This is a genomic window from Pseudomonas sp. FeN3W, assembly GCA_030263805.2.
GTDB lineage: Bacteria > Pseudomonadota > Gammaproteobacteria > Pseudomonadales > Pseudomonadaceae > Stutzerimonas > Stutzerimonas stutzeri_G.
In genome coordinates this window covers 2,711,382-2,734,381 of sequence record CP136010.1, presented here as the reverse complement: position 1 = coordinate 2,734,381, position 23,000 = coordinate 2,711,382, and the positions used below count along the sequence as shown (strand labels likewise).

Below are 23,000 nucleotides of genomic sequence, written 5' to 3'. Positions count from 1 at the left end.
CTGTTGCTGAGGCATTCCCATGAAGAAGATTCTGCTACTCAACGGCGGCAAGGCCTTCGCCCACTCGGCCGGCCAGTACAACGCCACGCTGCATCAGGCAGCCATCGAAACCCTGACTGCGGCCGGCTTCGAGGTCCGCACCACCGAGATCGACGCCGGCTACGACGTGCAGCAGGAAGTCGAGAAGATTCTCTGGGCGGATGCGCTGATCTATCAGATGCCCGGCTGGTGGATGGGCGCACCCTGGACGGTGAAGAAATACCTGGACGAGGTGTTCACCGCCGGCCACGGCAGCCTCTACGCCAACGACGGCCGCACCCGCTCGGACGCGTCGCAGAAGTACGGTAGCGGTGGTCTGCTGCAGGGCAAACGCTACATGATTTCCGCCACTTGGAACGCGCCACAGCAGGCCTTCGACGACCCCAGCGATTTCTTCGCCGGCAAAGGCGTGGATGCCGTCTACCTGCCGTTTCACAAGGCCCACGAGTTTCTCGGCCTGCAGGGCCTGCCGACCTTCCTCTGCGTCGATGTGATGAAGCGGCCGCAGATCGAGGCGGATGTCGAACGCTATCGGCGGCACCTGGGCGAGGTGTTCGGCTTCAGCGTCTGACCTTCGACAGGCAAAGAAAAACCCCTCGCGGTTTGGCCGGGAGGGGTTTTTCGTTTCAGCGCGAGGCGATCACTCCACGGCCTTGACCATATCCTCGACCACCTTCTTGGCGTCGCCGAAGACCATCATCGTCTTGTCCATGTAGAACAGTTCGTTGTCCAGACCGGCATAGCCGCTGGCCATGGAGCGCTTGTTGACGATGACTGTCTTGGCCTTGTACGCCTCGAGGATCGGCATGCCGGCGATGGGCGACTTTGGATCGTTCTTCGCCGCCGGGTTGACCACGTCGTTGGCGCCAAGTACCAGCACCACGTCGGCCTGGCCGAACTCGGAGTTGATGTCCTCCATCTCGAAGACCTGCTCGTAGGGCACCTCGGCTTCGGCCAGCAGCACGTTCATGTGCCCCGGCATGCGGCCGGCGACCGGGTGGATCGCGTACTTCACGGTCACGCCCATGTGCGTCAGCTTCTCGGCCAGCTCCATCAGCGCGTGCTGCGCGCGGGCCACCGCCAGGCCGTAGCCGGGAACGATGATCACGGTGTCGGCGTTGGTCAGCAGGAAGGCGGCGTCGTCGGCCGAACCGGACTTCACGTTGCGCTCCAGCTGGGCGCCCGCCGGGCCGCCGGCATCGGCGTCGGCCCCGAAGCCGCCGAGGATCACGTTGAAGAACGAGCGGTTCATCGCCTTGCACATGATGTACGAGAGGATCGCGCCGCTCGAGCCCACGAGTGAGCCGGCGATGATCAGCATCGAGTTGTTCAGCGAGAAGCCGATACCGGCGGCCGCCCAGCCCGAATACGAGTTGAGCATCGACACCACCACCGGCATGTCCGCGCCGCCAATGGGGATGATGATCAGCACGCCGATGACGAACGCCAGCGCCACCAGGATGGCGAAGGCGGTCAGGTTGCCGGTGAAGGTGTAGACCAGGCCCAGGCCGACGATCGCCAGGCCCACGGCCAGGTTGACCATGTGCTGGCCCTTGAATACCACCGGGGCACCCTGAAACAGGCGGAACTTGTACTTGCCCGAGAGCTTGCCGAAGGCGATCACCGAACCGGAGAAGGTGATGGCACCGATGGCCGCGCCGAGAAACAGCTCCAGGCGGTTACCCACCGGAATCGCGTAGCCGATCTGTTCGACGATGCCCAGCGACTGCGGCTCGACCACCGCGGCGATGGCGATGAATACCGCGGCCAGGCCGATCATGCTGTGCATGAAGGCGACCAGCTCGGGCATCTTGGTCATCTCGACGCGCTTGGCCATGACGGTGCCGACGCTGCCGCCGATCAGCAGGCCGACGATCACGTAGCCGATGCCGGCGGTGGCCAGCTCGCTGCCGAGCTTGAAGATCAGGCCGACCGTGGTCAGTACGGCCAGGCCCATGCCAATCATGCCGAACAGGTTGCCGCGACGTGAGGTGGTGGGGTGGGACAGGCCCTTCAGTGCCTGGATGAAGCACACCGAGGCGACCAGATAGAGCAGGGTGATCAGGTTCATGCTCATGGCTTACTTGCCCTCCGCCTTGGCCGCGCTGCGGTCCTTCTTCTTGAACATTTCCAGCATGCGACGGGTGACCAGGAAGCCCCCGAACACGTTGACCGCGGCCAGCGCCACGGCGAGGGTGCCCATGGCCTTGCCCAGCGGGGTGACGGTGAGCGCTGCGGCCAGCATGGCGCCGACGATGACGATCGCCGAAATCGCGTTGGTGACCGCCATCAGTGGCGTGTGCAGGGCCGGGGTGACGTTCCAGACCACGTGGTAGCCGACGTAGATCGCCAGCACGAAGATGATCAGGTTGTAGATGCCGTCCGAAATCAGATCCATGTTCGCGTCTCCCTTAACCGTTGGTCCGCACGACCTGGCCGTCGCGGCACATCAGGCACGCGGCGACGATGTCGTCTTCGAGGTTGAGCTGGAACTGGCCGTCCTTGTCGATGACCAGCTTGAGAAAATCCAGCAGGTTGCGGGCGTATAGCGCCGAGGCGTCGGCCGCTACCAGCGTCGCCAGGTTGGCGTGGCCGACGATGGTTACACCGTGGCGCACCACCACCTGGTCGATCTCGGTCAGCGGGCAGTTGCCGCCGTGGCCGGCCGCCAGGTCGACGATCACCGAGCCGGGCTTCATCTGCTCGACGGTGGCTTCCTGCAGCAGCGTCGGCGCCTTGCGGCCCGGGATCAGCGCGGTGGTGATGACGATGTCCGACTGCAGCGCACGCTCATGCACCGCCTGCGCCTGACGCGCCATCCACGAGGCCGGCATCGGCCGCGCATAGCCGCCGACGCCTTCGGCGCATTCGCGCTCCTCGTCGGTCTCCAGCGGCACGTCGACGAACTTGGCGCCGAGCGACTCGATCTGCTCCTTCACCGCCGGACGCACGTCCGAAGCCTCGACCACTGCACCCAGGCGCTTGGCTGTGGCGATGGCCTGCAGCCCGGCGACACCGGCGCCGAGGATCAGCACGCGTGCGGCCTTCACCGTACCGGCGGCGGTCATCAGCATCGGCATGAAGCGCGGGTAGTGATGGGCACCGACCAGCACGGCCTTGTAGCCGGCGATGTTGGCCTGCGACGAGAGCACGTCCAGGCTCTGTGCACGGGACGTACGCGGCGCGGCCTCGAGGGCGAAGGCGGTGACGCCGCGGGCAGCCATGCGCGCGATGCAGTCATTGTCGAACGGGTTGAGCATGCCCAGCAGCACACTGCCGGACTGCATCTGCGCCAGTTCGGCATCGTCCGGCGCATTGACCTTCAGCACCAGCTCGGCGGCAAAGGCCGCGGCGGCATCGCCGATGGTTGCGCCGACCGCCTCATAGGCGCTGTCCGGCACGCTGGAAAGCAACCCGGCGCCGCTTTGCAGCGTCACCCGGTGCCCTTGGCCGATCAGTTTCTTGACGGTTTCCGGGGTTGCGGCGACGCGCGTTTCCCCGGAGTGGGTTTCGAGAGGAACACCGATGTGCATTGTTGTTGTTCTCCTGCGTGATCATGACCGGTGCTGCGGCGAACCACGCACCGACGTGCTTTTCACCCGTCCGCTGCTCTGGCGAACGGGGTATGGAACAGGTGAAGCCAGCCGGGCGATGCGCAAAAACGGATCGCCCGGCGCGGCATTCTGCAAGCCTTGAAAAAATCAAACAACTGTTTCAATCAAACGATTGTATTTGACGCGCCGGTCGCAGGATGACTACCTGTTTTCCGTGCTTCGCTGCAGATTGCGTCCTGTTTGGCTCTGCGTACGACCAGTTCGTCCGCGCCAGGCACACGACACGGCCGCATCATGAATGACGCGCCATTGACAGGGTATTCGTCAGCGGTGCCAAGCATCTCCGACCTTGGTGTCGGGTTAAGTCGGGTATGCAGGAAAAACGCGCGCACGTTGAAATGTCATTCAATCCTTGTAGTCCAACTAGGCTGGTTGGACCCGATTGGAGTGTTTCGAACGCAGTGACGTCGGGTCGCTGCGTATCGCTGGTGGAGCTGGACGATGCCCGAACTCGATGTAAACGAAGTCACCACGCTGCTCGAACAGCCGGCCCAGCGCCGCTTGCCGTTCGCCTTTGCGCGTCGGCACGGCGTGATCCTGCTGGAGCGTGGCGGCGAGCTGCACCTCGGCCTGCGCGAGGGCGCCGCGCTGACCGCAGTGCAGGAGGCGCAGCGGGTGGTCGGCATGCGGCTGCCGATGCAGTGGCTGGCCCAGGCGGATTTCGATCAGGCGCTCGGTGCCGCCTACCAGCACGATTCATCGGCGGCGATGCTGATGGTCGAGGGGCTGGGCAACGACCTCGACCTGGCCAGCCTGGCCGACCAGATCCAGGAAACCGAGGACCTGCTGGAGCAGGAGGACGACGCGCCGATCATCCGTCTGATCAACGCGATCCTTGGCGAGGCGATTGCCGAGAACGCCTCGGATATCCATATCGAAACCTTCGAAAAGCGCCTGGTGATCCGCTTTCGCGTCGACGGCATCCTCCGTGAAGTGGTGCAGCCCAAGCGCGAGCTGGCGGCGCTGCTGGTGTCGCGGATCAAGGTCATGGCCAAGCTGGACATCGCCGAGAAGCGCATCCCGCAGGACGGCCGCATTTCCCTGCGGGTCGGCGGCCGCGAGGTCGATATCCGCGTTTCCACGCTGCCCTCGGCCAACGGCGAGCGGGTGGTGCTGCGTCTGCTGGACAAGCAGGCCGGGCGCCTGACCCTGCGCCACCTGGGCATGAACGAGCAGGACCGCGACCACCTGGAGCAGGCGGTGAAGAAACCGCACGGCATCATCCTGGTCACCGGCCCCACCGGCTCGGGCAAGACCACCACCCTGTACGCCGCGCTGACCACCCTCAACGACCGCACCCGCAACATCCTCACCGTCGAAGACCCGATCGAATACCACCTCGAAGGCATCGGCCAGACTCAGGTCAACACCAAGGTCGACATGACCTTCGCCCGCGGCCTGCGCGCCATCCTGCGCCAGGACCCGGACGTGGTGATGGTCGGCGAGATCCGCGACCAGGAGACTGCCGACATGGCGGTACAGGCCTCGCTCACCGGCCACCTGGTGCTTTCCACGCTGCACACCAACAGCGCCATCGGTGCCGTCACGCGGCTGGTGGACATGGGCGTCGAGCCGTTCCTGATCTCCTCGTCGCTGCTCGGCGTACTGGCCCAGCGCCTCGTGCGAGTGCTGTGCAATGACTGCAAGCGCGCCTACGTTGCCGATACCGCCGAGTGCGAGCTGCTCGGCGTCAGCCCGGCCGAGGCGCCGACGCTGTACCACGCCGAAGGCTGCGAGCAATGCCGCGGCCTCGGCTACCGCGGGCGTACCGGCATCTACGAGCTGGTGCTGTTCGACGACACGCTGCGCACCATGGTGCACACCCGCGCCAGCGAGCAGGACATGCTGCGTCATGCGCGGGCACTGGGCCCGAGCATCCGCGAGGATGGCCTGCGCAAGGTGCGCGAAGGGGTGACCACCATCGAGGAAGTGCTGCGGGTGACGCGTGAGGAGTGAGGGATGAGGTTGTTTCCGGCTCGCCTGCAGAGGCATCTGCAGCCTGACCGCCACTGGTCGATGGCGCCGTTCGCGGCCAAGGCCGCTCCCAAAGGTATGCGCTGTCTGTGTGAGAGCGGTCTTGACGGCGAATCGCCCCTGTTGGAGGCCGCCTGATGGCTGCCTTCGAATACCTCGCCCTCGACCCCCGCGGCCGCGAGCAGAAGGGCCTGATCGAGGCCGACAGCCCGCGTCAGGCGCGGCAGCTGCTGCGCGAGAAGCAGTGGGCGCCGCTGGAGGTGAAGCAGGCCAAGTCCAAGGAGGATGTCAGTCGCGGCGGTTTCAGCTTCGGTCGTGGGCTGTCGGCGCGCGATCTGGCATTGGTCACCCGGCAGCTGGCGACGCTGGTGCAGGCTGCGCTGCCGATCGAGGAAGCCCTGCGCGCGGCGGCGGCGCAATCCACCTCGGCGAAGATCAAGTCGATGCTGCTGGCGGTGCGTGCGCGGGTGATGGAAGGCCACAGCCTGGCTGCGGCGCTGCGCGAATATCCGTCGGCCTTTCCCGAGCTCTATCGCGCTACCGTGGCGGCCGGCGAGCATGCCGGCCATCTCGGGCTGGTGCTCGACCAGCTCGCCGACTACACCGATCAGCGTCAGCAGTCGCGGCAGAAGATCCAGCTGGCGCTGCTCTACCCGGTGATCCTGATGGTCGCCTCGCTGGCCATCGTCGTGCTGCTGCTCGGCTACGTGGTGCCAGACGTGGTCAAGGTCTTCGTCAACACCGGCCAGGAGCTGCCGGCGCTGACCCGTGGGCTGATCGCCACCAGCGACGTGGTGAAGAACTGGGGCTGGCTGATCGTGCTCGGCATCGTCGCCGGCGTGCTGGCCATGCGTGCGGCCCTTCGCGATCCGGCGCTGCGCCTGCGCTGGCATGCGTTCATTCTTCGAATACCGCTGATCGGGCGCCTGAGCCGGGCGACCAACACCGCGCGCTTCGCCTCCACCCTGGCGATCCTGACCAAGAGCGGCGTGCCGCTGGTGGAGGCGCTGTCCATCGCCGCCGCGGTGATCGCCAACCTGCGCATCCGCGAGCGGGTGGTGGAGGCTGCGCAGAAGGTGCGCGAAGGCAGCAGCCTGACCCGCGCGCTGGATGCCACTGGCGAATTCCCGCCGATGATGCTGCACATGATCGCCAGCGGGGAGAAATCCGGTGAACTGGATCAGATGCTGGCGCGAACCGCGCGCAATCAGGAGAACGACCTCGCCGCCCAGGTGTCTCTGCTGGTCGGCCTGTTCGAACCGTTCATGCTGGTGTTCATGGGGGCGGTGGTGCTGGTCATCGTGCTGGCGATCCTGATGCCGATCCTCTCTCTCAACCAACTGGTGGGGTAACGACAATGAAGTTGCAACGACGTACGCAAGGGGGCTTCACCCTCATCGAGATCATGGTGGTGGTGGTCATCCTCGGCATCCTCGCCGCGCTGGTGGTGCCGCAGGTGATGAGCCGCCCGGACCAGGCCAAGGTCACCGTGGCCAAGGGCGACATCAAGGCGGTCGCTGCGGCGCTGGACATGTACAAGCTGGACAATTTCGCCTACCCGAGCACCCAGCAGGGGCTGGAGGCGCTGGTGAAGAAGCCTTCCGGCAACCCGCAACCGAAGAACTGGAACCGCGACGGCTACCTCAAGCGCTTGCCCAAGGACCCATGGGGCAACGACTACCAGTACCTGTCGCCGGGCACCCAGGGCCAGTTCGACCTTTACTCCTTTGGCGCCGATGGCAAGCCCGGTGGCAGCGACCTCAACGCCGACATCGGCAACTGGGACCTGTAATCGATGCGGCGCCGCGCCCGCGCCTTCACGCTGATCGAACTGCTGGTGGTCATCGTCCTGCTGGGCATTCTGGTCAGCGTGGCGGTGCTCAGCGTCGGCGGTTCGAGCTCCTCGCGCGAGCTGCGTGACGAGGCGCGGCGACTGGCCGCGCTGATCGGCGTGCTCAGCGACGAGGCGGTGCTCGACAGTCGCGAATACGGCCTGCTGGTCAACAGCGAGGGCTATCGCGTACTGCGCTACGACGAGGCAGCCACGCGCTGGTTGGACGTCGAGCGACGCAAGGTGCACAAGGTACCGGAGTGGATGCGCCTGGATCTGGAACTGGATGGCACGCCGCTGGAGCTGCTGGCCCCGACCCAGCGCGAGGACGACCGCGCCGGGCTGTCGCGCGAAGGCGAGCGAACGGCACGCCGTGCGCCGCGGCTGGAGCCGCAGTTGCTGATTCTCTCCAGTGGCGAGCTGTCGCCGTTCAGCCTGCGCCTGTCCGAACGCAAACCGGGTGGCGGTGCCTGGCTGGTTGCCAGCGACGGCTTTCGCCTGCCCGAGGCCGAAGCGCTCGGAGATAGGCGATGAGCAGGCACCTGGCCAGGGCTGGCCGCGGTTTTACCCTGCTCGAAGTGCTGGTGGCGCTGGCGATCTTCGCCAGCGTATCGGCCGTGGTGCTCACCGCGGCCGGGCGCAGCCTGAGCAATGCCGGGCGCCTGGAAGAACTGACCCTGGCCAGCTGGATCGCCGACAACCGCATCAGCGAATTGCAGTTGCAGCAGACCCCGCCTGCCATTGGCCGCGAGACCCAGGCGCTGGAATACGGTGGTCGCCAGTGGCAGACCCTCAGCGAAATCGAGGCCAGCGCCGACCCCGGCCTGCTGCGGGTGACCGTCTGGGTTGCGCTGCAGACGTCGCGTGGCCGCAGCGACCCGCTACCCGAGCGGGCGGTCACCAGCCTCACCGGCTTCATCGGTGTCGGCCCGGGAGCTGCACGCCAATGAACGCTCACGTGCGCACCAGCACCGGTTTCACCCTGCTCGAACTGCTGATCGCCATCGCCCTGTTCGCACTGCTTGGCCTCGGCACCTATCGCATGCTCGAAGCGGTGCTGCACAGCGATGAGGCGGTGCGCGCTCAGGAGCTGCAATTGCGCGAGCTGAGCCGCGCGGTGTGGGCCTTCGAACGCGACCTGCAGCAGGTGATCGGGCGGCCGATCCGCGATGGCTTCGGCGACGAGCGCAATGCCTTCATCGGCCAGCTCGAAGGCGAAGACGGCGCGCCGCTGCTGGAGCTGACCCGTGCCGGCTGGCGCAATCCCACTGGGCTGCGGCGCGCCAATCTGCAGCGGGTGCGCTGGCGTCTGGCCGGCGACAACCTCGAGCGCGTCTACTGGGTGGTGCTGGACCGTGACGTCGACAGCGAGCCGCGCGTACAGCGGGTACTGGAAAACGTGCAGGGCCTGCAGTTGCGCTATCTGGACGAGGAGGCGGTGTGGCACGAGGAGTGGCCGCCGTTCGATTTCGGTCGCGGCAGCCCGGAGAATGCCGCCGAGCGCCTGCCGATCGCCCTGGAGCTGAATATCGAGCACGCCCGCTACGGCCGTATCACGCGTCTGCTGCGCTTGCCCGACGCCGCCGAACAGGCGACGCAGCAGGCGCTGCCCGGCGCCGAGGGCGTGCCCGAGCCGTTCGAAGGGGAGTTGCCGCAATGAGGCACCAGCGCGGCGTGGCGCTGATCACCGTGCTGCTGGTGGTGGCCATCGTCACCGTGGTCAGCGCAGCGATGGTAGCGCGCCAGCAGCTCAGCATTCGTGCCAGCAGCAATCAGCTGCAGGCGCGCCAGGCCTGGCATTACGCGCTGGGCGGCGAAGCGCTGGCCCAGGCCATGCTCGCTCGCGATCTGCGGACTGGCGCGTCGGGCGAGACGGGCGAGACGGGCGCCAATGGTGAGGCCGCGGCCGTCGATCATCTGCTCGAGCCCTGGGCGCAGCCGCTGCCGGCCTTCGAGATCGATCAGGGCGAGATCCTCGTGCATATCGAGGATCTCTCCGGACGCTTCAACCTCAACGACCTGCTGCGCGACCAGCAGCCCAATCCTGCCGCGGTCGAGCAATTCCGCCGCCTGCTGCTGCGTCTGCAGATCAGCGCGCCCTATGCCGAACGCCTGCTCGACTGGATCGATCCCGATCAGCAGCCGAGCGGCGAACTGGGTGCCGAAGACAATGCCTATCTCGGCCTCGATACGCCCTATCGCAGCGCCGGTCGACGGTTGCATGATCTGTCCGAATTGCGCCTGCTGCTGGACATGCGTGAAGAGGATTTCCAGCGCCTGGCGCCCTATGTCGTCGCGCTGCCGCCGAACGTGCCGTTGAACGTCAACACGGCGAGCGCGATGGTGCTTTCCAGCCTGAGCGACAACCTCAGCCTCGGCGCGGCCGAGTCGCTGGTCGAGCTGCGCCGCGCCGCACCGTTTCGCAACAGCGCGGCGTTCCTCGCGCAGCCGGCGCTGGCTGGAACTACGCTGCAGGGCACTGCGCTGGCGGTTGGCAGTCAATTCTTCCAGGCCACCAGCGAAGTGCGTCTGGGCGATCGCCGGCTGGCACTGGTCAGCCTGTTGCAACGCGAGCAGGACGGCAGCGTCCGTGTGCTCGCGCGAAATCTCGGTCAGCCTGCCCGGCAGACCCTCCCATCCGACGGAGAACGCTAGACCATGGATTGCCTGTTTCTGCCCGCCGACTGCCCGACCCGGCTCGATGCCGAGACCCGCGTCTACTGGCTGCCCAAGGAAGAACCCGGCCGCTGGCAGCCGCTGGGCGAATGCGCCGCAGGCAACGGTGCGATCAGCCTGATCCTGCCGGCGGAAGTCTGCAGTTTTTTCGCCGTCACCCTGCCGACGCGCAAGGCGCGCTGGATGCAGCAGGCGCTGGCCTACGCCGCCGAGGAGCTGCTGGCGGAAAACGTCGACGATCTGCATCTGGCCCTCGGCGAGGCACTGCCGGACGGCCGCCTGCGGGTCGTGGCGATCCGTCGCCAGCTGCTGGATGACTGGCTTGATCAGTTGCGCGAGCTGGGCCTGTTGATCGTGGCGATTCATGTCGACGCCGATCTGCTGCCGCGGGAGGGCACGCAGCTGTTGTTCATCGGCGAGCGCGGCCTGCTCGGCGGCGTCGGCGAAACGCGCTTGGCCTTCGCCAGCGAGGACTGGCCGCAGCTGTCCGATCTCTGTCCGGCGCCCTGGCATGCCCAGGGCAGCGAAGGCGAGCCGCCGCTGACGCTCGACGACTACCGGCAGGTGGACGATCCCTACGCGTTTCTCGGTGCGCACCGCGCGGCGGCGATCAACCTCGCCCAGGGCGACTTCGCCGTGGAGGTCGGCAACACCGGCCTCGGTTACTGGAAACCGCTGTTCGCCGTCGCCGGCCTGATCCTGCTGGTGCAGCTGGGCTTCAACCTGAGCCAGGCCTGGTATTTCCAGCGTCAGGGCGATGCCTACGCCGAGGCCAGTCTGGCGCTGTACCGTGAGCTGTTTCCCGAGGACATCCGCATCGTCAACATGCGCGCGCAGTTCGATGATCATCTGGCCCGCGGCAGCGGAGGGCAGGTTGGTTTCCTGCGCCTGCTCGACCATGCGGCCGCGGCGCTGGAAGATGGCATTCCGGTGACCATCGGCCAGCTCGACTACAACCAGGACCGTGGCGACCTGGCGCTGCAGGTGCAGGCCATGGACTTCCCCACGCTGGAAACGCTGCGCCAACGCCTGGGTGATACCGGGCAGAGCGTGCAGCTGGGCTCGGCCAGTCGCGAAGGCGACAGGGTCAGCGCACGCGTGGTGATCGGAGGCTGATGATGAATCTCAAGCAACAACTGGCCGTGCGCCTCGCCGATTCGCCGCTGTGGCAGCGCTGGCAGCGGCTGGCCCCTCGTGAGCGCACCTCGCTGAGCCTGCTCGGTGCCTTTCTCCTCGCCGTGCTGTTCTATCTCTGGCTGTGGTTGCCGGCGCAGCGCCAGGCTGCGGACGCCCGCGAGTACTACCAGGTGCAGCGCGAACTGCATGCCTACATGGAGCAGAACACCGAACTGGCGCGGCAGATGGAGCGTAGCAACCAGGTCGAGCTGGCACCGGAACAGCTGCAGGGGGTGATCACCGAAAGTGCGCAGCAGGGCAATCTGCTGATCGAGAGTTTCGACAATGGCAGCGACGGCAGCCTGCAGGTGAGCTTGCCGGGGGCATCGTACGCATTGCTGTTGCGCTGGTTCGAGACCCTGCAGGGGCAGGGCGTGAGCATCGCCGAGGTCAGTCTGGAGCGCGCCGGTGAAGGCCTGGTGAATGCACGGGTGAGCTTTCGCGCGGGGAGTTGATGGTGCCGCCGGTGCCGGCAGCCGGATCCACCACCGGGCGGGGCCGTGCGATCAGGCACAGACCCGGCGGCACCGGCTATCAGTGTGGCGAGTTGAACTGCATCGCCAGAGCGCGCAATGCGGCTTCGGCGGCGAGCACCTTGGCGATCGCGTCGTTGGCCTTCTCGCGGGTGATGCCCAGGCGATCGAACAGCTGCTGCGGCACTTCGGCGTCCGGCCCGCTGCCGATGCCGCGGTTGCGTAGCATGCGCACCGCCAGGCAGACCAGGTTCGGGTAGGCCGCGTCATCGCCGTCATAGCCCGGATCGCTCTGGAAGCGCAGGGCGGCCGCCAGTTCCTCGGGCATGCCCCACAAGCGCATCAGCCAGGCGCCGATCTGTTCGCGGGTGATACCCAGCAGATGCTGCTCGACGTGGCTGTGCGACAGATGCGGATTGGCTTCCAGATGCCGGCAGATCAGCGAGAAATGCGGCGGGAATACGTGTGCCAGTACCAGATAGCCGAAGTTGTGCAGCAGCCCGGCGAGGTAGCTCAGGCCCGGCTCCGGCCGCTGCTCGCGAGGGATGGCGCGGGTCAGCCCCTCGATCACCGCAGCGGTGTAGATCGCCTGCTGCCAGTAGGGCGTGGCGTCCTGCGGCTTGTCGTCCGGTAGGCTGATGGTCTTGCCCAGGGCGAGACCAAGAGCCAGGTTGATCACCAGATCGAAACCGAGCACGCGGACGATGGCGTCTTCCACCGAGCGGATACGCCCGGGCGCGGCGTAGTAGGGCGAGGCCGCCCAGCTGATCACCTGCGCGGCCAGTGCCGGGTCGGTTTCCACCACGCCGGTGATATCGTCCACGGTGGCCTCGGGATTGACCCTTAGCTTGATGATCTTCTGCGCCGTATGCGGCAGCGGCGGAATTTCGATGGTCTCTTCCAGGCGCTTCTGAATGCGCCGCGCGGTGAAGCTCTGCACCGCCTGGCTGATCTCCGCGCGGTCGTCGTGCGGACGGTCCAGGTTCGGTCGAATGCTGCTCAGCGGCACGGCGAAGCTACCGGCCGTGGCCTTGCTCAGCAGGCGCTTGAAGTCAGTACTGGCAACCTCCACCAGCAATCCGGGCTGGCCGGATTCCACCAGCAGCCGGGGCTGCTGCATCAGGCACTCTTCGTACAGGCAGGGCGAGCTGGTCAGCGGTGGCAGGCCGGGCAGGCGGCTCAGCTCGTGCTTGGCGAGCATGCGCGCCAGTCGCTCCGGTTTGACCGCGGCCAGCTCGCGGCCGGAGAGTTCGGCCAGTCGGGCAAGGTCGAGCAGATGATCCTGCGGGAAGAGCACCAGCATCGCGCCGATGCTGTCGTCCAGCAGCACCGCCTGCACCCGCTGGGCAGCGGGAAAATTGGGGCGGTCGCGCTGGATCTGGTAGTCCACACCGAGGTCTTTCAACAGCTTGGTGATCAGTAGCGGAAGTTCGGAGCAGCTTTCGGTGTCGACAGCAGTATTCATAAGCGGACCCGTTGTAGTGACCTGTCGGAGTATAGCGAAGCCGTCAGGCGTGGGCGCTGCGGCGACGGATGGTTGTCATACCTGGCCGTATTCCTGGCCGTGACGCAGCCAGCGCTCGAGCAGCGGGCTGACATGCTGCGGCCAGCGCGCCAGCAGTTCCTGCGCGGCATCGCGCACCGCCGGCAGCAGCTCGGCATCGCGCATCAGGTCGGCGACCTTGAACTGCAAGAGGCCGGTCTGACGGGTGCCCAGCATCTCGCCGGGACCGCGCAGCTCCAGGTCCTTTTCGGCGATCAGGAAGCCGTCGCAGGTCTCGCGCATGATCGCCAGACGCTCGCGGCCCAATTGCGACAGCGGCGGATGGTAGAGCAGCACGCAGTGGCTGGCCGCGCTGCCGCGGCCGACCCGTCCGCGCAGCTGGTGCAGCTGCGCCAGGCCGAGGCGTTCCGGGTTCTCGATGATCATCAGGCTGGCGTTGGGCACGTCGACGCCCACCTCGATCACCGTGGTGGCGACCAGCAGCTGCAGCTCGCCGCGCTTGAACTGCTCCATCACCGCGGCCTTCTCGGCCGGCTTCATGCGCCCGTGGATCAGCCCCACGCGCAGCCCGAGCAGCGCCGCGCAGAGGTCCTCGAAGGTGGTTTCCGCAGCCTGGCAGGTGAGCTCTTCGGATTCCTCGATCAGCGTACACACCCAGTACGCCTGGCGCCCTTCGTTGCAGGCGACGCGCACCCGCTCGATTACTTCCAGGCGGCGGCTGTCGGCGATCACCAGGGTGTTGACCGGGGTGCGGCCCGGCGGCAGTTCGTCGAGGATCGAGGTGTCGAGATCGGCGTAGGCGCTCATCGCCAGGGTGCGTGGGATCGGCGTGGCGGTCATGATCAGCTGGTGCGGGCAGAGTCGGCCGTCGATGCCCTTCTGGCGCAGGGCCAGGCGCTGCTGCACGCCGAAGCGGTGCTGCTCGTCGATGATCACCAGCGCCAGGCGCTTGAACACCACCTCGTCCTGAAACAGTGCGTGGGTGCCGACCACCATCGGGCAGCCGCCGGCGATGCGTTCCAGCGCGCTGGCGCGGGCCTTGCCCTTGAGCTTGCCGGCGAGCCAGGCGACCTCGATGCCGAGCGGCTCGAGCCACTTGCTGAAGTTGAGAAAGTGCTGCTCGGCGAGAATTTCCGTCGGCGCCATCAGCGCCACCTGATAGCCGGCTTCCAGCGCCTGCAACGCGGCGAGGGCGGCGACCACCGTCTTGCCGGCGCCGACGTCACCCTGCACCAGGCGCAGCATGGGCTCGTCCTGTGCCAGGTCGTAGGCGATCTCGGCGCCGACCCGCTGCTGCGCGCCGGTGGGGGCGAAGCCGAGGTTGGCGAGAAAGCGCTGCGGCAAGGTTTTCGCCGGTGGCAGCGCCGGTGCCTGCTGGGCGCGAACCCGCTCGCGCAGACGCTGCAGCGACAGCTGATGGGTCAGCAGTTCCTCGAAGGCCAGGCGGTGCTGGGCCCAGTGGCGGCCTTCGGCGAGTTCTTCCAGATTGGCGTCGGCCGGTGGCCGGTGCAGGTAGCGCAACGCCTGATCCAGCGGGCCGAGCCGATAATCACGGGCCAGTTCGGCGGGCAGCCAGTCCGGCAGGCTGTGCGGGCCGAGCCGTGCCAGCGCCTGCTCGCTGAGGTTGCGCAGACGCTGCTGGGTCAGGCCTTCGGTGGTCGGGTAGATCGGCGTCAGGGTCTGCTCTACCGGTGCCGGCTCGCCGGTCAGTGCGCGGTATTCCGGGTGGTAGATCTCCAGACCAGAGGCCCCGGGACGCGCTTCGCCGTAGCAGCGCAGCTGGGTGCCACGCTTCATCGCTTCCTTCTGCGCCTGGCTGAAGTGGTAGAAGCGCAGGCTCAGCGTGCCGCTGCCGTCCTGCAGGCGTACCAGCAGGCTGCGGCGGCGGCCCATGACGATATCGGCGCCGGACACCACGCCTTCGATCACCGCGTCCTGCCCCGGGCGCAGCGCGCCGATGGGCACCACGCGGGTGCGGTCCTGGTAGCGCAGCGGCAGGTGAAAGAGCACATCCTGCAGGGTTTCCAGGCCGACCCTGGCGAGCTTCTCGGCCAGCGCGGCACCGACGCCCTTGAGTGCGGTGACCGGAACGGTCGCCAGTTCGCTCATGGTCTCAGGCTTTCGCCGATGGCGGCTTGCCTACCGAACACAGGCGGATCGAGTCGGCGAGGATCTCGATGGCCTTGGGCCGCGGGAAGCTGGCGCGCCAGGCGATCGCCACGGTGCGAAACGGCACCGGCGGGGTCAGCGGGCGGGTCTCCAGCACGCCGGGGGAGTAGTGGTGGCTCTCTACCGCCGACAGCGGCAGGATCGACACGCCCAGCCCGGAGGCGACCATGTGGCGAATGGTCTCCAGCGAGCTGGATTCGACCGTGGTGTGGCTCGGTGCCTCGCCCTTGCGGCTGGTCGGGCAGGCTTCGAGCACCTGATCGCGGAAGCAGTGACCTTCACCCAGCAGCAGCAGGCTCTTGTCGTTGAGCATCTCGGCGTCGATGGTTTCCTTGGCGGTCCACGGATGGTCGGCCGGCATCAGCACGTAGAAGGGCTCGTCGTAGAGCGGCTTGGTCAGCACGTCGGCTTCCTGGAATGGCAGCGCGATGATGATCGCGTCCAGTTCGCCGGTGCGCAGCTTGTCGCGCAGGATGTGGGTGAAGTTTTCCTCGATGTACAGCGGCATGTCCGGCGCCACGCGATGCAGCTGCGGAATCAGATGCGGGAACATGTAGGGGCCGACGGTGTAGATGGCGCCGACCTTGAGCGGTGCGGCCAGCTGATTCTTGCCGACCTGGGCCAGCTCGCGAATGCTCTGCGCCTGCTCCAGTACCTTCTGCGCCTGGGTGACGATGCCTTCGCCGACCGGCGTCAGGCGCACCGCGCTCTTGGTCCGCTCGAAGATCAGCACACCTAGCTCGTCCTCGAGCTTCTTCACACCGACCGAAAGGGTCGGCTGACTGACGTGGCAGCGTTCAGCGGCACGGCCGAAGTGCTGTTCCTGGGCAAGGGTGACGATGTAGCGCAGTTCGGTCAGAGTCATAGTTAGCATCCATCAGAGTGCCAGCAAGCATAGCCTTTTGCGCTGCCCATAACCAACCAGTGGCAAGCATGCGAAAGCCGGTACACTCCAGTGCATAAGGCCCGCGTTCGGGTATCACTGAGGGAGCAGAAGATGGGCAAGCGCCTGAGCGTATTGATCGCAGGCTGCGGCGACCTTGGCAGTCGTCTCGGCCTGCAACTGAGTCGGGACGGCTGGACGGTGTATGGCCTGCGGCGCAACGCTGCGCAGCTGGCGGTACCGATCCTGCCGGTCAGCGGCGACCTTTACGAACCGACCTGTCCGCGCTGCTGGCCCAACGGCGGGCTGGATTATCTGGTCTATGCCGCATCTGCCAGCGAGCACGACGAAGCCGGCTATCGCCAGGCCTACGTCGAAGGCCTGCGCAACGTGCTCGGCTGGTTGCAGCAGCACGGCCAGCGGCCTCGGCGGCTGTTGTTCGTTTCCAGCACCGGTGTGTATGCCCAGCGTGACGGCGAGTGGATCGACGAGGATTCGGCCACCGAGCCCGGCGGCTTCACCGGCCGGGTGATGCTCGAGGCCGAGCAGCTGGCGCTCGACAGCGGCCTGCCGGTGACGCGCGTGCGCCTGGGCGGGCTGTACGACCCGAAGCGTCCCTGGCTGCAGAACCAGGTGCGCGCCGGTTTGCGCGTCGAGCGCGATCCGCCGCAGTACAGCAACCGCATCCATCGTGACGACGCCGCCGGGCTGCTGGCGTTCCTGCTGCAGAGCGATGCCAGTGGTGCTGCACTGCAGGATTGCTATCTCGGCGTCGACGATGACCCGGCGCCGCTGCACGAGGTGGTCGACTGGCTGCGCGAACGCCTGGGTGTCACCCGCTGGGCCGAGCAGAGCATGACCCGCCGCGCCGGCAGCAAGCGCTGCAGCAATGCCCGCGCCCGCGCGCTGGGTTGGAAACCCAGGTTCCCCAGCTATCGCGACGGTTACGCTTCGCTGGATCGCAATCGGCATTAGTGGCCTGTTTGGTCAGTTCAGTTGGTCAATTGCGGCGCCCATAGCCCCGATACTGTGTTGCTGCTCCTCGCCATAGCCCCGCTATGGCTCGTCGCCGCGCCTTGTCTCGGAGCCATGTCCAGCCGAACTTGCCTCAACCCACTCACCGCACAGGCCACCAGCATGCAGCCCGTCGGTAACCGGGCAACTCTCGTGCGGCGCCGCTTACTAAATCCCTGACAGCACGCCGCACCGAAAGAGGAGCAAGAGCGAGGCAGCAAAGGAGAATCACCGCGACGGCGTTTCCGAAACCCGACAGGAGATTGTCCATGAGAGCCCTCCGCTGGCACGGCAAGCACGACATCCGCTGCGACAACCACGTCCCCGATCCCTCCATCGAAGACCCGCGCGACGCCATCATCAAGGTGTCCTCGTGCGCCATCTGCGGCTCCGACCTGCACCTGTACGACGGCTTCATGCCCGGCATGCAGCACGGCGACATCATGGGCCACGAGTTCATGGGCGAGGTGATGGAGGTCGGCTCGGCGAACAAGAAGCTCAAGGTCGGCGACCGCGTGGTGGTGCCCTTCACCATCGTCTGCGGCGAGTGCGACCAGTGCCGGCGCGGCAATTTCTCGGTGTGCGAGCGCACCAACCGCAACAAGGACATCGCCGACAAGGTCTTCGGCCACACCACCGCCGGGCTCTACGGCTATACCCACCTTACCGGCGGCTATGCCGGCGGCCAGGCCGAGTACGTGCGCGTGCCCTATGCCGACGTCGGCCCGGTGGTGATCCCCGACGGCCTGACCGACGAGCAGGTGCTGTTCCTTGGCGACATCCTGCCCACCGGTTGGCAGGCCGCCGCGCAGTGCGATATCCAGCCCACCGACACAGTGGCGGTGTGGGGCGCCGGCCCGGTCGGTCAGTTCGCCATCCGCAGCGCGGTGATGATGGGGGCCGAGCAGGTCATCTGTATCGACAACGTGCCCGAGCGGCTGTCCATGGCCCGCGCCGGTGGTGCCATCACCATCAACTTCGACGAGGAAAGCGTGCTCGAACGGCTCAAGGAGCTGACTCGCGGCAAGGGCCCGGAGAAGTGCATCGACTCGGTTGGGATGGAAGCGCACGTCACGCGTTCGATCGACTCGATGTACGACCGCGCCAAGCAGGCACTGATGCTCGAGAGCGATCGCCCGCACGTGCTGCGTGAAATGATCTACGTCTGCCGCCCGGCCGGGATCATCTCGATTCCCGGCGTCTACGGCGGGCTGATCGACAAGATCCCGTTCGGCGCGGCGATGAACAAGGGCCTGACCTTCCGCATGGGCCAGACCCACGTCAACCGCTGGACCGATGACCTGCTCAAGCGCATCCAGGAAGGGCAGATCGACCCGAGTTTCGTCATCACCCACAGCGTCAGCCTCGAGCAGGGTCCGGAGATGTACAAGACCTTCCGCGACAAGCACGACGGCTGCATCAAGGTCGTTCTGAAACCCTGAAGCCTGCAGATCGCCGATCCCTACGGTAGGGATCGGCCGAGCCACGATATCGAGCGAGGAGTTCTTATGAGCATTCCACGTCAAATCACCCGGCCCAATCATTCCGCGCGCTCGCTGGCGCGGGGGCTGGGCTGGTTCAGCATCGGTCTGGGCGTCGTCCAGTTGGTCGCGCCGCGCCAGGTCGCGCGCTTTATCGGCATGTCCGGCAGCGAAGGATTGGTCCGTGCCTGCGGGCTGCGCGAGATCGCCACTGGTGTCGGCATCCTCCTGGCGGATGATCCGAAACCCTGGATCTACGGCCGTATCGGCGGTGATGCGCTGGACCTGGCCGGCCTCGGCTGGAGCATCGAGCATGGCAACGAGCCGGCCAATGCGGCCATCGCCGCCGGCGCGGTGGCCGGTATCACCGCACTGGACCTGAGCTGCGCCAAGGGCCTGGATGCCGAGCAGGTGCCGGTCGTCGAGTGGGACTATAGCGACCGCAGCGGATTTCCCGGCGGCACTGCGCAGATGCGTGGCAGCGTCGAGGCCGAGTACGCTGCCGCACGGGCCGAGCCCAACGGCTATTCGCCATCGCTTCACTGAGCTGAAACTCGGGGTCGGCCAGGTCTGGCTGGTCGACTCTGAGCGCGATGATCCAGCGCATTTGCTATGGTGGCCGGCCGTTTCGCTCGCAGCCCTGCGCTGCGCCGCCACCTTGCAGATGAGAGTCCATGTCTTCGGTCGTCAATGTCGTTCTGCCCGTCTTTGCGCTGATCCTGCTCGGTTACCTGTGCCGCCGTAGCGGGCGGATGGGGCCGACCGGCGCCTCCGAACTCAACCGTTTCGTGGTCTGGCTGGGCTTGCCGGCGCTGCTCTTCAGCGTCGTCGCCACTTCGACCTGGGAGCAGCTCTGGCAGCCGGGCTTCATCGCCGCGTTCGCCATCGGTTGCCTTGGTGTATTCGCCGTCACCCTCGGCTATCGCATGTTGCAGAAGCAGCCGCTGGTCGATGCCAGTCTGGACGCGTTGGGTGCGTCCTACGCGAACACCGGCTATGTCGGGATTCCGCTGTGCATGCTGGTACTCGGCGACGAGGCGCTGCAGCCGGCGATGGTCGCTTCGATCATCGTCGTCTGCGTGCTGTTCGCCATCGCACTGGCCTGCGTCGAGACCGGGCTGCACGTCGGCCAGGGTCTTTTGCGCACGTTGGGCAAGGTGAGCTGGGCGCTGGTGCGCAACCCCCTGGTGATCGCGCCGCTGCTCGGCGCGCTCTGGGCGGCCAGTGGTGCAGCGCTGCCGGTGCCGCTGGCCACCCTGCTCGACCTGCTGGGGGCGGCGGCGGCGCCCTGTGCGCTGGTCTCGCTGGGCCTGTTTCTCGCCCAGCCGCAGCCGGGAGGGCGGGTGCAGGGCGTCTGGCCGCTGGTGGGGCTCAAGCTGCTGGTGCAGCCGCTGATCACCTGGTACCTGGCTTTTCAGGTATTCGAGCTGCCGACGTTGTGGGCCTATTCGGCGCTGCTGCTCGCCGCGCTGCCGACTGGCACCGGGCCATATATGCTTGCCGAGTTCTATGGGCGCGAGGGCTCGCGGGTGTCGCGGGTGGTGCTGCTATCGACGCTGGGCTCGCTGATCACCCTGTCGCTGATTCTGGTGTTGTTGCCGGTCTGATATGCGCGCTCACTTGCGCGTGGATAAGCCTGCGGCGTTATCCACCCTACGCCAGATCTGCCGTAGGGTGGATGGCCACCCCGTGGAAAACCGCGAAGCGTTTTCCACGCGCCAACCCTCCCCCGACTGTCAGCCCATCGCCCGTGTGACTTCCAGCACCACGGCAGCGATGCGATCGCACTGGCTGTAGGCCCCGCCAAGCAGCTCCTCGCCGAACACGTCCGGGTCCACCTCGCGATAGGTCCAGCCGAAGGCGCCGCCGTCCAGGCGCCGGCGCACTTCGGCAAGAAAGGGGTCCTGGTTGTCCAGCATGGCCACGCCGGTATACAGCAGCAGGGTACCGCCCGGAGCCAGGCGCTGCAGCGCCGCATCGAGGATCGCCAGCGACAGCCCGGCGCCCAACGGTCCGCCGCCATGGCGATAGGCGCGCTGATCGGCGTCGATCAGATAGGGCGGGTTGGCCAGGATCAGGTCGAACTCGCCGTCCACTGCGCTCAGCAGGTCGCTGTGCCGGGTGCGCAGATTGTCGGCACCGGCCAGTGCCGCGTTGATGCGCGTCAGGCGCAGCGCCTCGGGGTTGATGTCCACCGCCAGTACCTCGGCCTGGGGCCGCGCCAGCGCAGTGAGAATCGCCCCGGCGCCGGAGCCGCAGCCGATGTCCACCGCACGGCGGATCATCCCGGTGTGCTGGTTCAGATGGCAGCGGATGGCATTGGCGAAACGGTAGGTGTCCGGGCCGAAGAACACCGCGTCGCTGGCCGTGGTGGGAAATGCCGAGTGCAGGAACAGCTGGCCGTCCAGGCTCGACAGGCGCACCTTCGAGCGCCAGCGCGAGCCACAGGCTTCCAGCACCTGCGCCTGATCCATCAGGCTGAACAACGCGCCCGGCAGCAGCTCGTGCTGGAAAGGTCGGCTCCAACCGAACACTCCATGCAGGTCGTCGGCCAGGGCATTCTCTGGGCGCTGGTTGACCCGTTCGTGGGTCAGCGGGGTGGGCGTGATGAAGTGATAGCCGCGATCGCGCAGGGCCTGGCCCAGGTGCAGCAATGCGCGGTCCTGCGCAGTGTCCATGGTCATGGTGCTTTCCTTGATCGATCTCGTCAGTTGAACAGTCCGTTGAACAGCCGCGTGGCCAGCAGGCCGGCGGCGCTATGGTGGCGCTGCGGGGCGAGCAGTGGCAGCAGCAGGCGCATGCGTGCGGCGCGGTCGGGCAGACGGGCGACTTGCTGCTCCAGCAGCTGCAACTCCTCATCGAAATCGTTGCCGCTGGCGTGCTCGGCGGGTTGCGGCACCGCCGGTGCCGGCGCGGCGCGTCGTGCGTTGAACGCCGCCTGGCGTTGCAGCAGCGCACCGCGCGGGCTGCGCTTGCCCTCGGCTTGCCAGTCGGCGGCGATCCAGTCATGGATCATCTGCTGCTCGTAGGCGCTGAATACCCCGAACATGGGCGCTTGTTCGCCGACGATAAGCTGCCAGAAGCGGCTTTCCTGCGGGTCGTGGCCGCGCTTGATCCAGCCGCGCTTGTCCAGCACGGCGAGGAACTGTTCGACGTCCTCGCCGAGCCACTGGTTGACCGTGCGGCCTTCGAAGCGGCAGTAGTCGGAGTGGACGAACTGGCCGACGGCGGCCTTCTTCTCGAAGATGCGTTGCACCTCGCGGTCGAGGTCGAAGTCGCCGATCACCGAGACGGTGCTGGCGCCCAGATCGTTGAGCCGGTAGCCATTGCGCACCCGGCGATAGAACTCGGCGCTGTCGCCCACCTGCGGCCAGGCATCCAGCAGGCTTTGCACGGCCTTCTTCGCGTGGCCGTTGTCGGCGTTGTCGACGGTGACATGGAGGGTGAAGTAGTAGGGGTCGATGCCCAGCTCGGTCAGCTCGTAGGCCGTGATCAGCAGGTGCAGCGGCAGCTGCTCGTAACCGAGGTTGAAGCCGATGATTTCCGGCAGGAACTGCTCGGCGTGCTCGGCCAGCGCCAGCTGGATGGCGCCCTGGACGAAGTGCTCGTCATCCAGCTCCTGCCAGTCGTCGCAGCCCTGGCTGGCCAGCAGCTTGCGGTAGAGCACCACGTGATTCTTCTCCGGCAGACCTTCGCCGAGCTCTTCCAGATAGGTCCGGATCAGCGCGGTAAAGCGCGCATCGTCCCAGCGCTGCAGCAGGCCATAGAGCCAGGCGCCGTCGACCAGCTTGGTCGGCGCTACCCCGCGCAGGAAATGCAGCGCATGGGCCTTGCTCGGGAAGTAGCTGCGCGGGCCGCCTGCGCGACGCTGTTCCAGGTATGCCTGGTACTGACGGCCGACCGCTTCGGTGCGCTGCATGACCCAGTGTTCCAGCCTGGCCGGGTCCTCCGGCAAGTCGGACGGCAGTGCGGCCGCAGCCTCGAGCTGCGCACGCAGGTAGTCCGCAGCGCTGTCGCGTGATTGCGCGTCGACCTCGCGGGCAAGGGCGAAGTACAGCGCACGTGAGGGCTGGTCCTGCGCCGGCTGGAGGGCAGAAGTGATCGGCAGGCTGCGAGAAGTCAGTTGCATGAGTCTTGTTCTATGGCAGTTCTAGTCCAGTTTTGGC

The 23,000-nt window shown here is 66.6% G+C and carries 22 protein-coding genes; 14 read left to right on the top strand and 8 right to left on the bottom strand.

The annotated features are described in order from the left end of the window. Window positions 1-19 precede the first annotated feature (19 nt). Complete coding sequence (locus P5704_013015; protein WOF76995.1) at window positions 20-610, top strand: NAD(P)H-dependent oxidoreductase; 591 nt, start codon at window positions 20-22, stop codon at window positions 608-610. Window positions 611-679: 69 nt separating this feature from the next. Here the strand turns inward: P5704_013015 and P5704_013010 are convergent, their stop codons facing one another. Genes P5704_013010 through P5704_013000 form a run of 3 tightly spaced genes read right to left on the bottom strand, consistent with a single transcriptional unit; the run spans window position 680 to window position 3,572 of the window. After that, entirely contained in the window at window positions 680-2,116 is a 1,437-nt protein-coding gene (locus tag P5704_013010) for an NAD(P)(+) transhydrogenase (Re/Si-specific) subunit beta (protein ID WOF76994.1), read from the bottom strand. 3 nt (window positions 2,117-2,119) lie between these two features. After that, a complete protein-coding gene (locus tag P5704_013005) occupies window positions 2,120-2,437 on the bottom strand; it encodes an NAD(P) transhydrogenase subunit alpha (protein ID WOF76993.1) in 318 nt (105 codons plus the stop codon). Window positions 2,438-2,450: 13 nt separating this feature from the next. Beyond that, entirely contained in the window at window positions 2,451-3,572 is a 1,122-nt protein-coding gene (locus P5704_013000) for a Re/Si-specific NAD(P)(+) transhydrogenase subunit alpha (protein ID WOF76992.1), read from the bottom strand. 522 nt (window positions 3,573-4,094) lie between these two features. Here P5704_013000 and gspE point away from each other — a divergent pair. The 9 genes from gspE to P5704_012955 all read left to right on the top strand — a co-directional run bounded on the left by gspE (window position 4,095) and on the right by P5704_012955 (window position 11,765). Beyond that, complete coding sequence (gene gspE, locus P5704_012995; GenBank protein ID WOF76991.1) at window positions 4,095-5,609, top strand: type II secretion system ATPase GspE; 1,515 nt, start codon at window positions 4,095-4,097, stop codon at window positions 5,607-5,609. A gap of 155 nt (window positions 5,610-5,764) precedes the next feature. Continuing rightward, window positions 5,765-6,979 (top strand): GspF family T2SS innner membrane protein variant XcpS, encoded by a 1,215-nt coding sequence (gene xcpS, locus P5704_012990; protein WOF76990.1) that lies wholly within the window; start codon window positions 5,765-5,767, stop codon window positions 6,977-6,979. 5 nt (window positions 6,980-6,984) lie between these two features. After that, the gene (gspG, locus tag P5704_012985; GenBank protein WOF76989.1) at window positions 6,985-7,419 is read left to right on the top strand and encodes a type II secretion system major pseudopilin GspG; all 435 of its coding nucleotides are present in this window, start codon (window positions 6,985-6,987) and stop codon (window positions 7,417-7,419) included. A 3-nt stretch (window positions 7,420-7,422) separates the two neighbouring features. Continuing rightward, window positions 7,423-7,992 (top strand): type II secretion system minor pseudopilin GspH, encoded by a 570-nt coding sequence (gene gspH, locus P5704_012980; GenBank protein WOF76988.1) that lies wholly within the window; start codon window positions 7,423-7,425, stop codon window positions 7,990-7,992. Beyond that, a complete protein-coding gene (gspI, locus tag P5704_012975) occupies window positions 7,989-8,408 on the top strand; it encodes a type II secretion system minor pseudopilin GspI (GenBank protein WOF76987.1) in 420 nt (139 codons plus the stop codon). The genes gspH and gspI overlap by 4 nt, the downstream gene beginning before the upstream one ends. Next, a complete protein-coding gene (gene gspJ / locus P5704_012970) occupies window positions 8,405-9,118 on the top strand; it encodes a type II secretion system minor pseudopilin GspJ (protein ID WOF76986.1) in 714 nt (237 codons plus the stop codon). Before gspI ends, gspJ begins: the two co-directional genes overlap by 4 nt. Beyond that, window positions 9,115-10,113 carry a type II secretion system minor pseudopilin GspK gene (gspK, locus tag P5704_012965; protein ID WOF76985.1) on the top strand — a complete coding sequence of 333 codons (999 nt, stop codon included), beginning with the start codon at window positions 9,115-9,117 and terminating at the stop codon, window positions 10,111-10,113. Before gspJ ends, gspK begins: the two co-directional genes overlap by 4 nt. A 3-nt stretch (window positions 10,114-10,116) precedes the next feature. Next, the gene (gspL, locus tag P5704_012960; GenBank protein ID WOF76984.1) at window positions 10,117-11,250 is read left to right on the top strand and encodes a type II secretion system protein GspL; all 1,134 of its coding nucleotides are present in this window, start codon (window positions 10,117-10,119) and stop codon (window positions 11,248-11,250) included. Beyond that, window positions 11,250-11,765, top strand: coding sequence for a type II secretion system protein M (locus tag P5704_012955; protein ID WOF76983.1), 516 nt, complete (start codon window positions 11,250-11,252; stop codon window positions 11,763-11,765). Before gspL ends, P5704_012955 begins: the two co-directional genes overlap by 1 nt. A gap of 79 nt (window positions 11,766-11,844) precedes the next feature. Here P5704_012955 and P5704_012950 read toward each other — a convergent pair whose 3' ends face one another. From P5704_012950 to P5704_012940, 3 genes are all read right to left on the bottom strand, one after another. After that, window positions 11,845-13,248, bottom strand: coding sequence for an HDOD domain-containing protein (locus tag P5704_012950; GenBank protein ID WOF76982.1), 1,404 nt, complete (start codon window positions 13,246-13,248; stop codon window positions 11,845-11,847). A gap of 75 nt (window positions 13,249-13,323) precedes the next feature. Then, on the bottom strand, window positions 13,324-15,396 hold the full coding sequence (gene recG / locus P5704_012945) for an ATP-dependent DNA helicase RecG (protein WOF76981.1): 2,073 nt from the start codon (window positions 15,394-15,396) through the stop codon (window positions 13,324-13,326). Between the two features lie 4 nt (window positions 15,397-15,400). Further along, window positions 15,401-16,321: a hydrogen peroxide-inducible genes activator gene (locus P5704_012940; protein ID WOF76980.1), complete on the bottom strand. Its 921-nt coding sequence runs from the start codon at window positions 16,319-16,321 to the stop codon at window positions 15,401-15,403. Between the two features lie 132 nt (window positions 16,322-16,453). Between P5704_012940 and P5704_012935 the strand changes: the two genes are divergently transcribed. The 4 genes from P5704_012935 (at window position 16,454) to P5704_012920 (ending at window position 20,441) form a co-directional block, all read left to right on the top strand. Further along, complete coding sequence (locus tag P5704_012935) at window positions 16,454-17,314, top strand: SDR family oxidoreductase (protein ID WOF76979.1); 861 nt, start codon at window positions 16,454-16,456, stop codon at window positions 17,312-17,314. Window positions 17,315-17,622: 308 nt separating this feature from the next. Continuing rightward, window positions 17,623-18,795: a zinc-dependent alcohol dehydrogenase gene (locus P5704_012930; GenBank protein ID WOF76978.1), complete on the top strand. Its 1,173-nt coding sequence runs from the start codon at window positions 17,623-17,625 to the stop codon at window positions 18,793-18,795. 66 nt (window positions 18,796-18,861) lie between these two features. Then, a complete protein-coding gene (locus tag P5704_012925) occupies window positions 18,862-19,380 on the top strand; it encodes a transcriptional regulator (GenBank protein ID WOF76977.1) in 519 nt (172 codons plus the stop codon). Between the two features lie 128 nt (window positions 19,381-19,508). Continuing rightward, on the top strand, window positions 19,509-20,441 hold the full coding sequence (locus tag P5704_012920; protein ID WOF76976.1) for an AEC family transporter: 933 nt from the start codon (window positions 19,509-19,511) through the stop codon (window positions 20,439-20,441). Between the two features lie 129 nt (window positions 20,442-20,570). On the opposite strand, the gene P5704_012915 is transcribed toward P5704_012920, so the two are convergent. Both P5704_012915 and P5704_012910 read right to left on the bottom strand, forming a co-directional pair. Then, window positions 20,571-21,518, bottom strand: coding sequence for a class I SAM-dependent methyltransferase (locus tag P5704_012915; protein WOF76975.1), 948 nt, complete (start codon window positions 21,516-21,518; stop codon window positions 20,571-20,573). Window positions 21,519-21,541: 23 nt separating this feature from the next. Next, complete coding sequence (locus P5704_012910; protein WOF76974.1) at window positions 21,542-22,963, bottom strand: iron-containing redox enzyme family protein; 1,422 nt, start codon at window positions 22,961-22,963, stop codon at window positions 21,542-21,544. Between the last annotated feature and the right edge of the window lie 37 nt (window positions 22,964-23,000).

Coding starts and splice junctions, on each gene's coding strand:
- P5704_013015 (WOF76995.1), top strand. CDS start 20: ATGAAGAAGATTCTGCTACTCAACGGCGGCAAGGCCTTCGCCCACTCG.
- P5704_013010 (WOF76994.1), bottom strand. CDS start 2,116: ATGAGCATGAACCTGATCACCCTGCTCTATCTGGTCGCCTCGGTGTGC.
- P5704_013005 (WOF76993.1), bottom strand. CDS start 2,437: ATGGATCTGATTTCGGACGGCATCTACAACCTGATCATCTTCGTGCTG.
- P5704_013000 (WOF76992.1), bottom strand. CDS start 3,572: ATGCACATCGGTGTTCCTCTCGAAACCCACTCCGGGGAAACGCGCGTC.
- gspE (WOF76991.1), top strand. CDS start 4,095: ATGCCCGAACTCGATGTAAACGAAGTCACCACGCTGCTCGAACAGCCG.
- xcpS (WOF76990.1), top strand. CDS start 5,765: ATGGCTGCCTTCGAATACCTCGCCCTCGACCCCCGCGGCCGCGAGCAG.
- gspG (WOF76989.1), top strand. CDS start 6,985: ATGAAGTTGCAACGACGTACGCAAGGGGGCTTCACCCTCATCGAGATC.
- gspH (WOF76988.1), top strand. CDS start 7,423: ATGCGGCGCCGCGCCCGCGCCTTCACGCTGATCGAACTGCTGGTGGTC.
- gspI (WOF76987.1), top strand. CDS start 7,989: ATGAGCAGGCACCTGGCCAGGGCTGGCCGCGGTTTTACCCTGCTCGAA.
- gspJ (WOF76986.1), top strand. CDS start 8,405: ATGAACGCTCACGTGCGCACCAGCACCGGTTTCACCCTGCTCGAACTG.
- gspK (WOF76985.1), top strand. CDS start 9,115: ATGAGGCACCAGCGCGGCGTGGCGCTGATCACCGTGCTGCTGGTGGTG.
- gspL (WOF76984.1), top strand. CDS start 10,117: ATGGATTGCCTGTTTCTGCCCGCCGACTGCCCGACCCGGCTCGATGCC.
- P5704_012955 (WOF76983.1), top strand. CDS start 11,250: ATGATGAATCTCAAGCAACAACTGGCCGTGCGCCTCGCCGATTCGCCG.
- P5704_012950 (WOF76982.1), bottom strand. CDS start 13,248: ATGAATACTGCTGTCGACACCGAAAGCTGCTCCGAACTTCCGCTACTG.
- recG (WOF76981.1), bottom strand. CDS start 15,396: ATGAGCGAACTGGCGACCGTTCCGGTCACCGCACTCAAGGGCGTCGGT.
- P5704_012940 (WOF76980.1), bottom strand. CDS start 16,321: ATGACTCTGACCGAACTGCGCTACATCGTCACCCTTGCCCAGGAACAG.
- P5704_012935 (WOF76979.1), top strand. CDS start 16,454: ATGGGCAAGCGCCTGAGCGTATTGATCGCAGGCTGCGGCGACCTTGGC.
- P5704_012930 (WOF76978.1), top strand. CDS start 17,623: ATGAGAGCCCTCCGCTGGCACGGCAAGCACGACATCCGCTGCGACAAC.
- P5704_012925 (WOF76977.1), top strand. CDS start 18,862: ATGAGCATTCCACGTCAAATCACCCGGCCCAATCATTCCGCGCGCTCG.
- P5704_012920 (WOF76976.1), top strand. CDS start 19,509: ATGTCTTCGGTCGTCAATGTCGTTCTGCCCGTCTTTGCGCTGATCCTG.
- P5704_012915 (WOF76975.1), bottom strand. CDS start 21,518: ATGACCATGGACACTGCGCAGGACCGCGCATTGCTGCACCTGGGCCAG.
- P5704_012910 (WOF76974.1), bottom strand. CDS start 22,963: ATGCAACTGACTTCTCGCAGCCTGCCGATCACTTCTGCCCTCCAGCCG.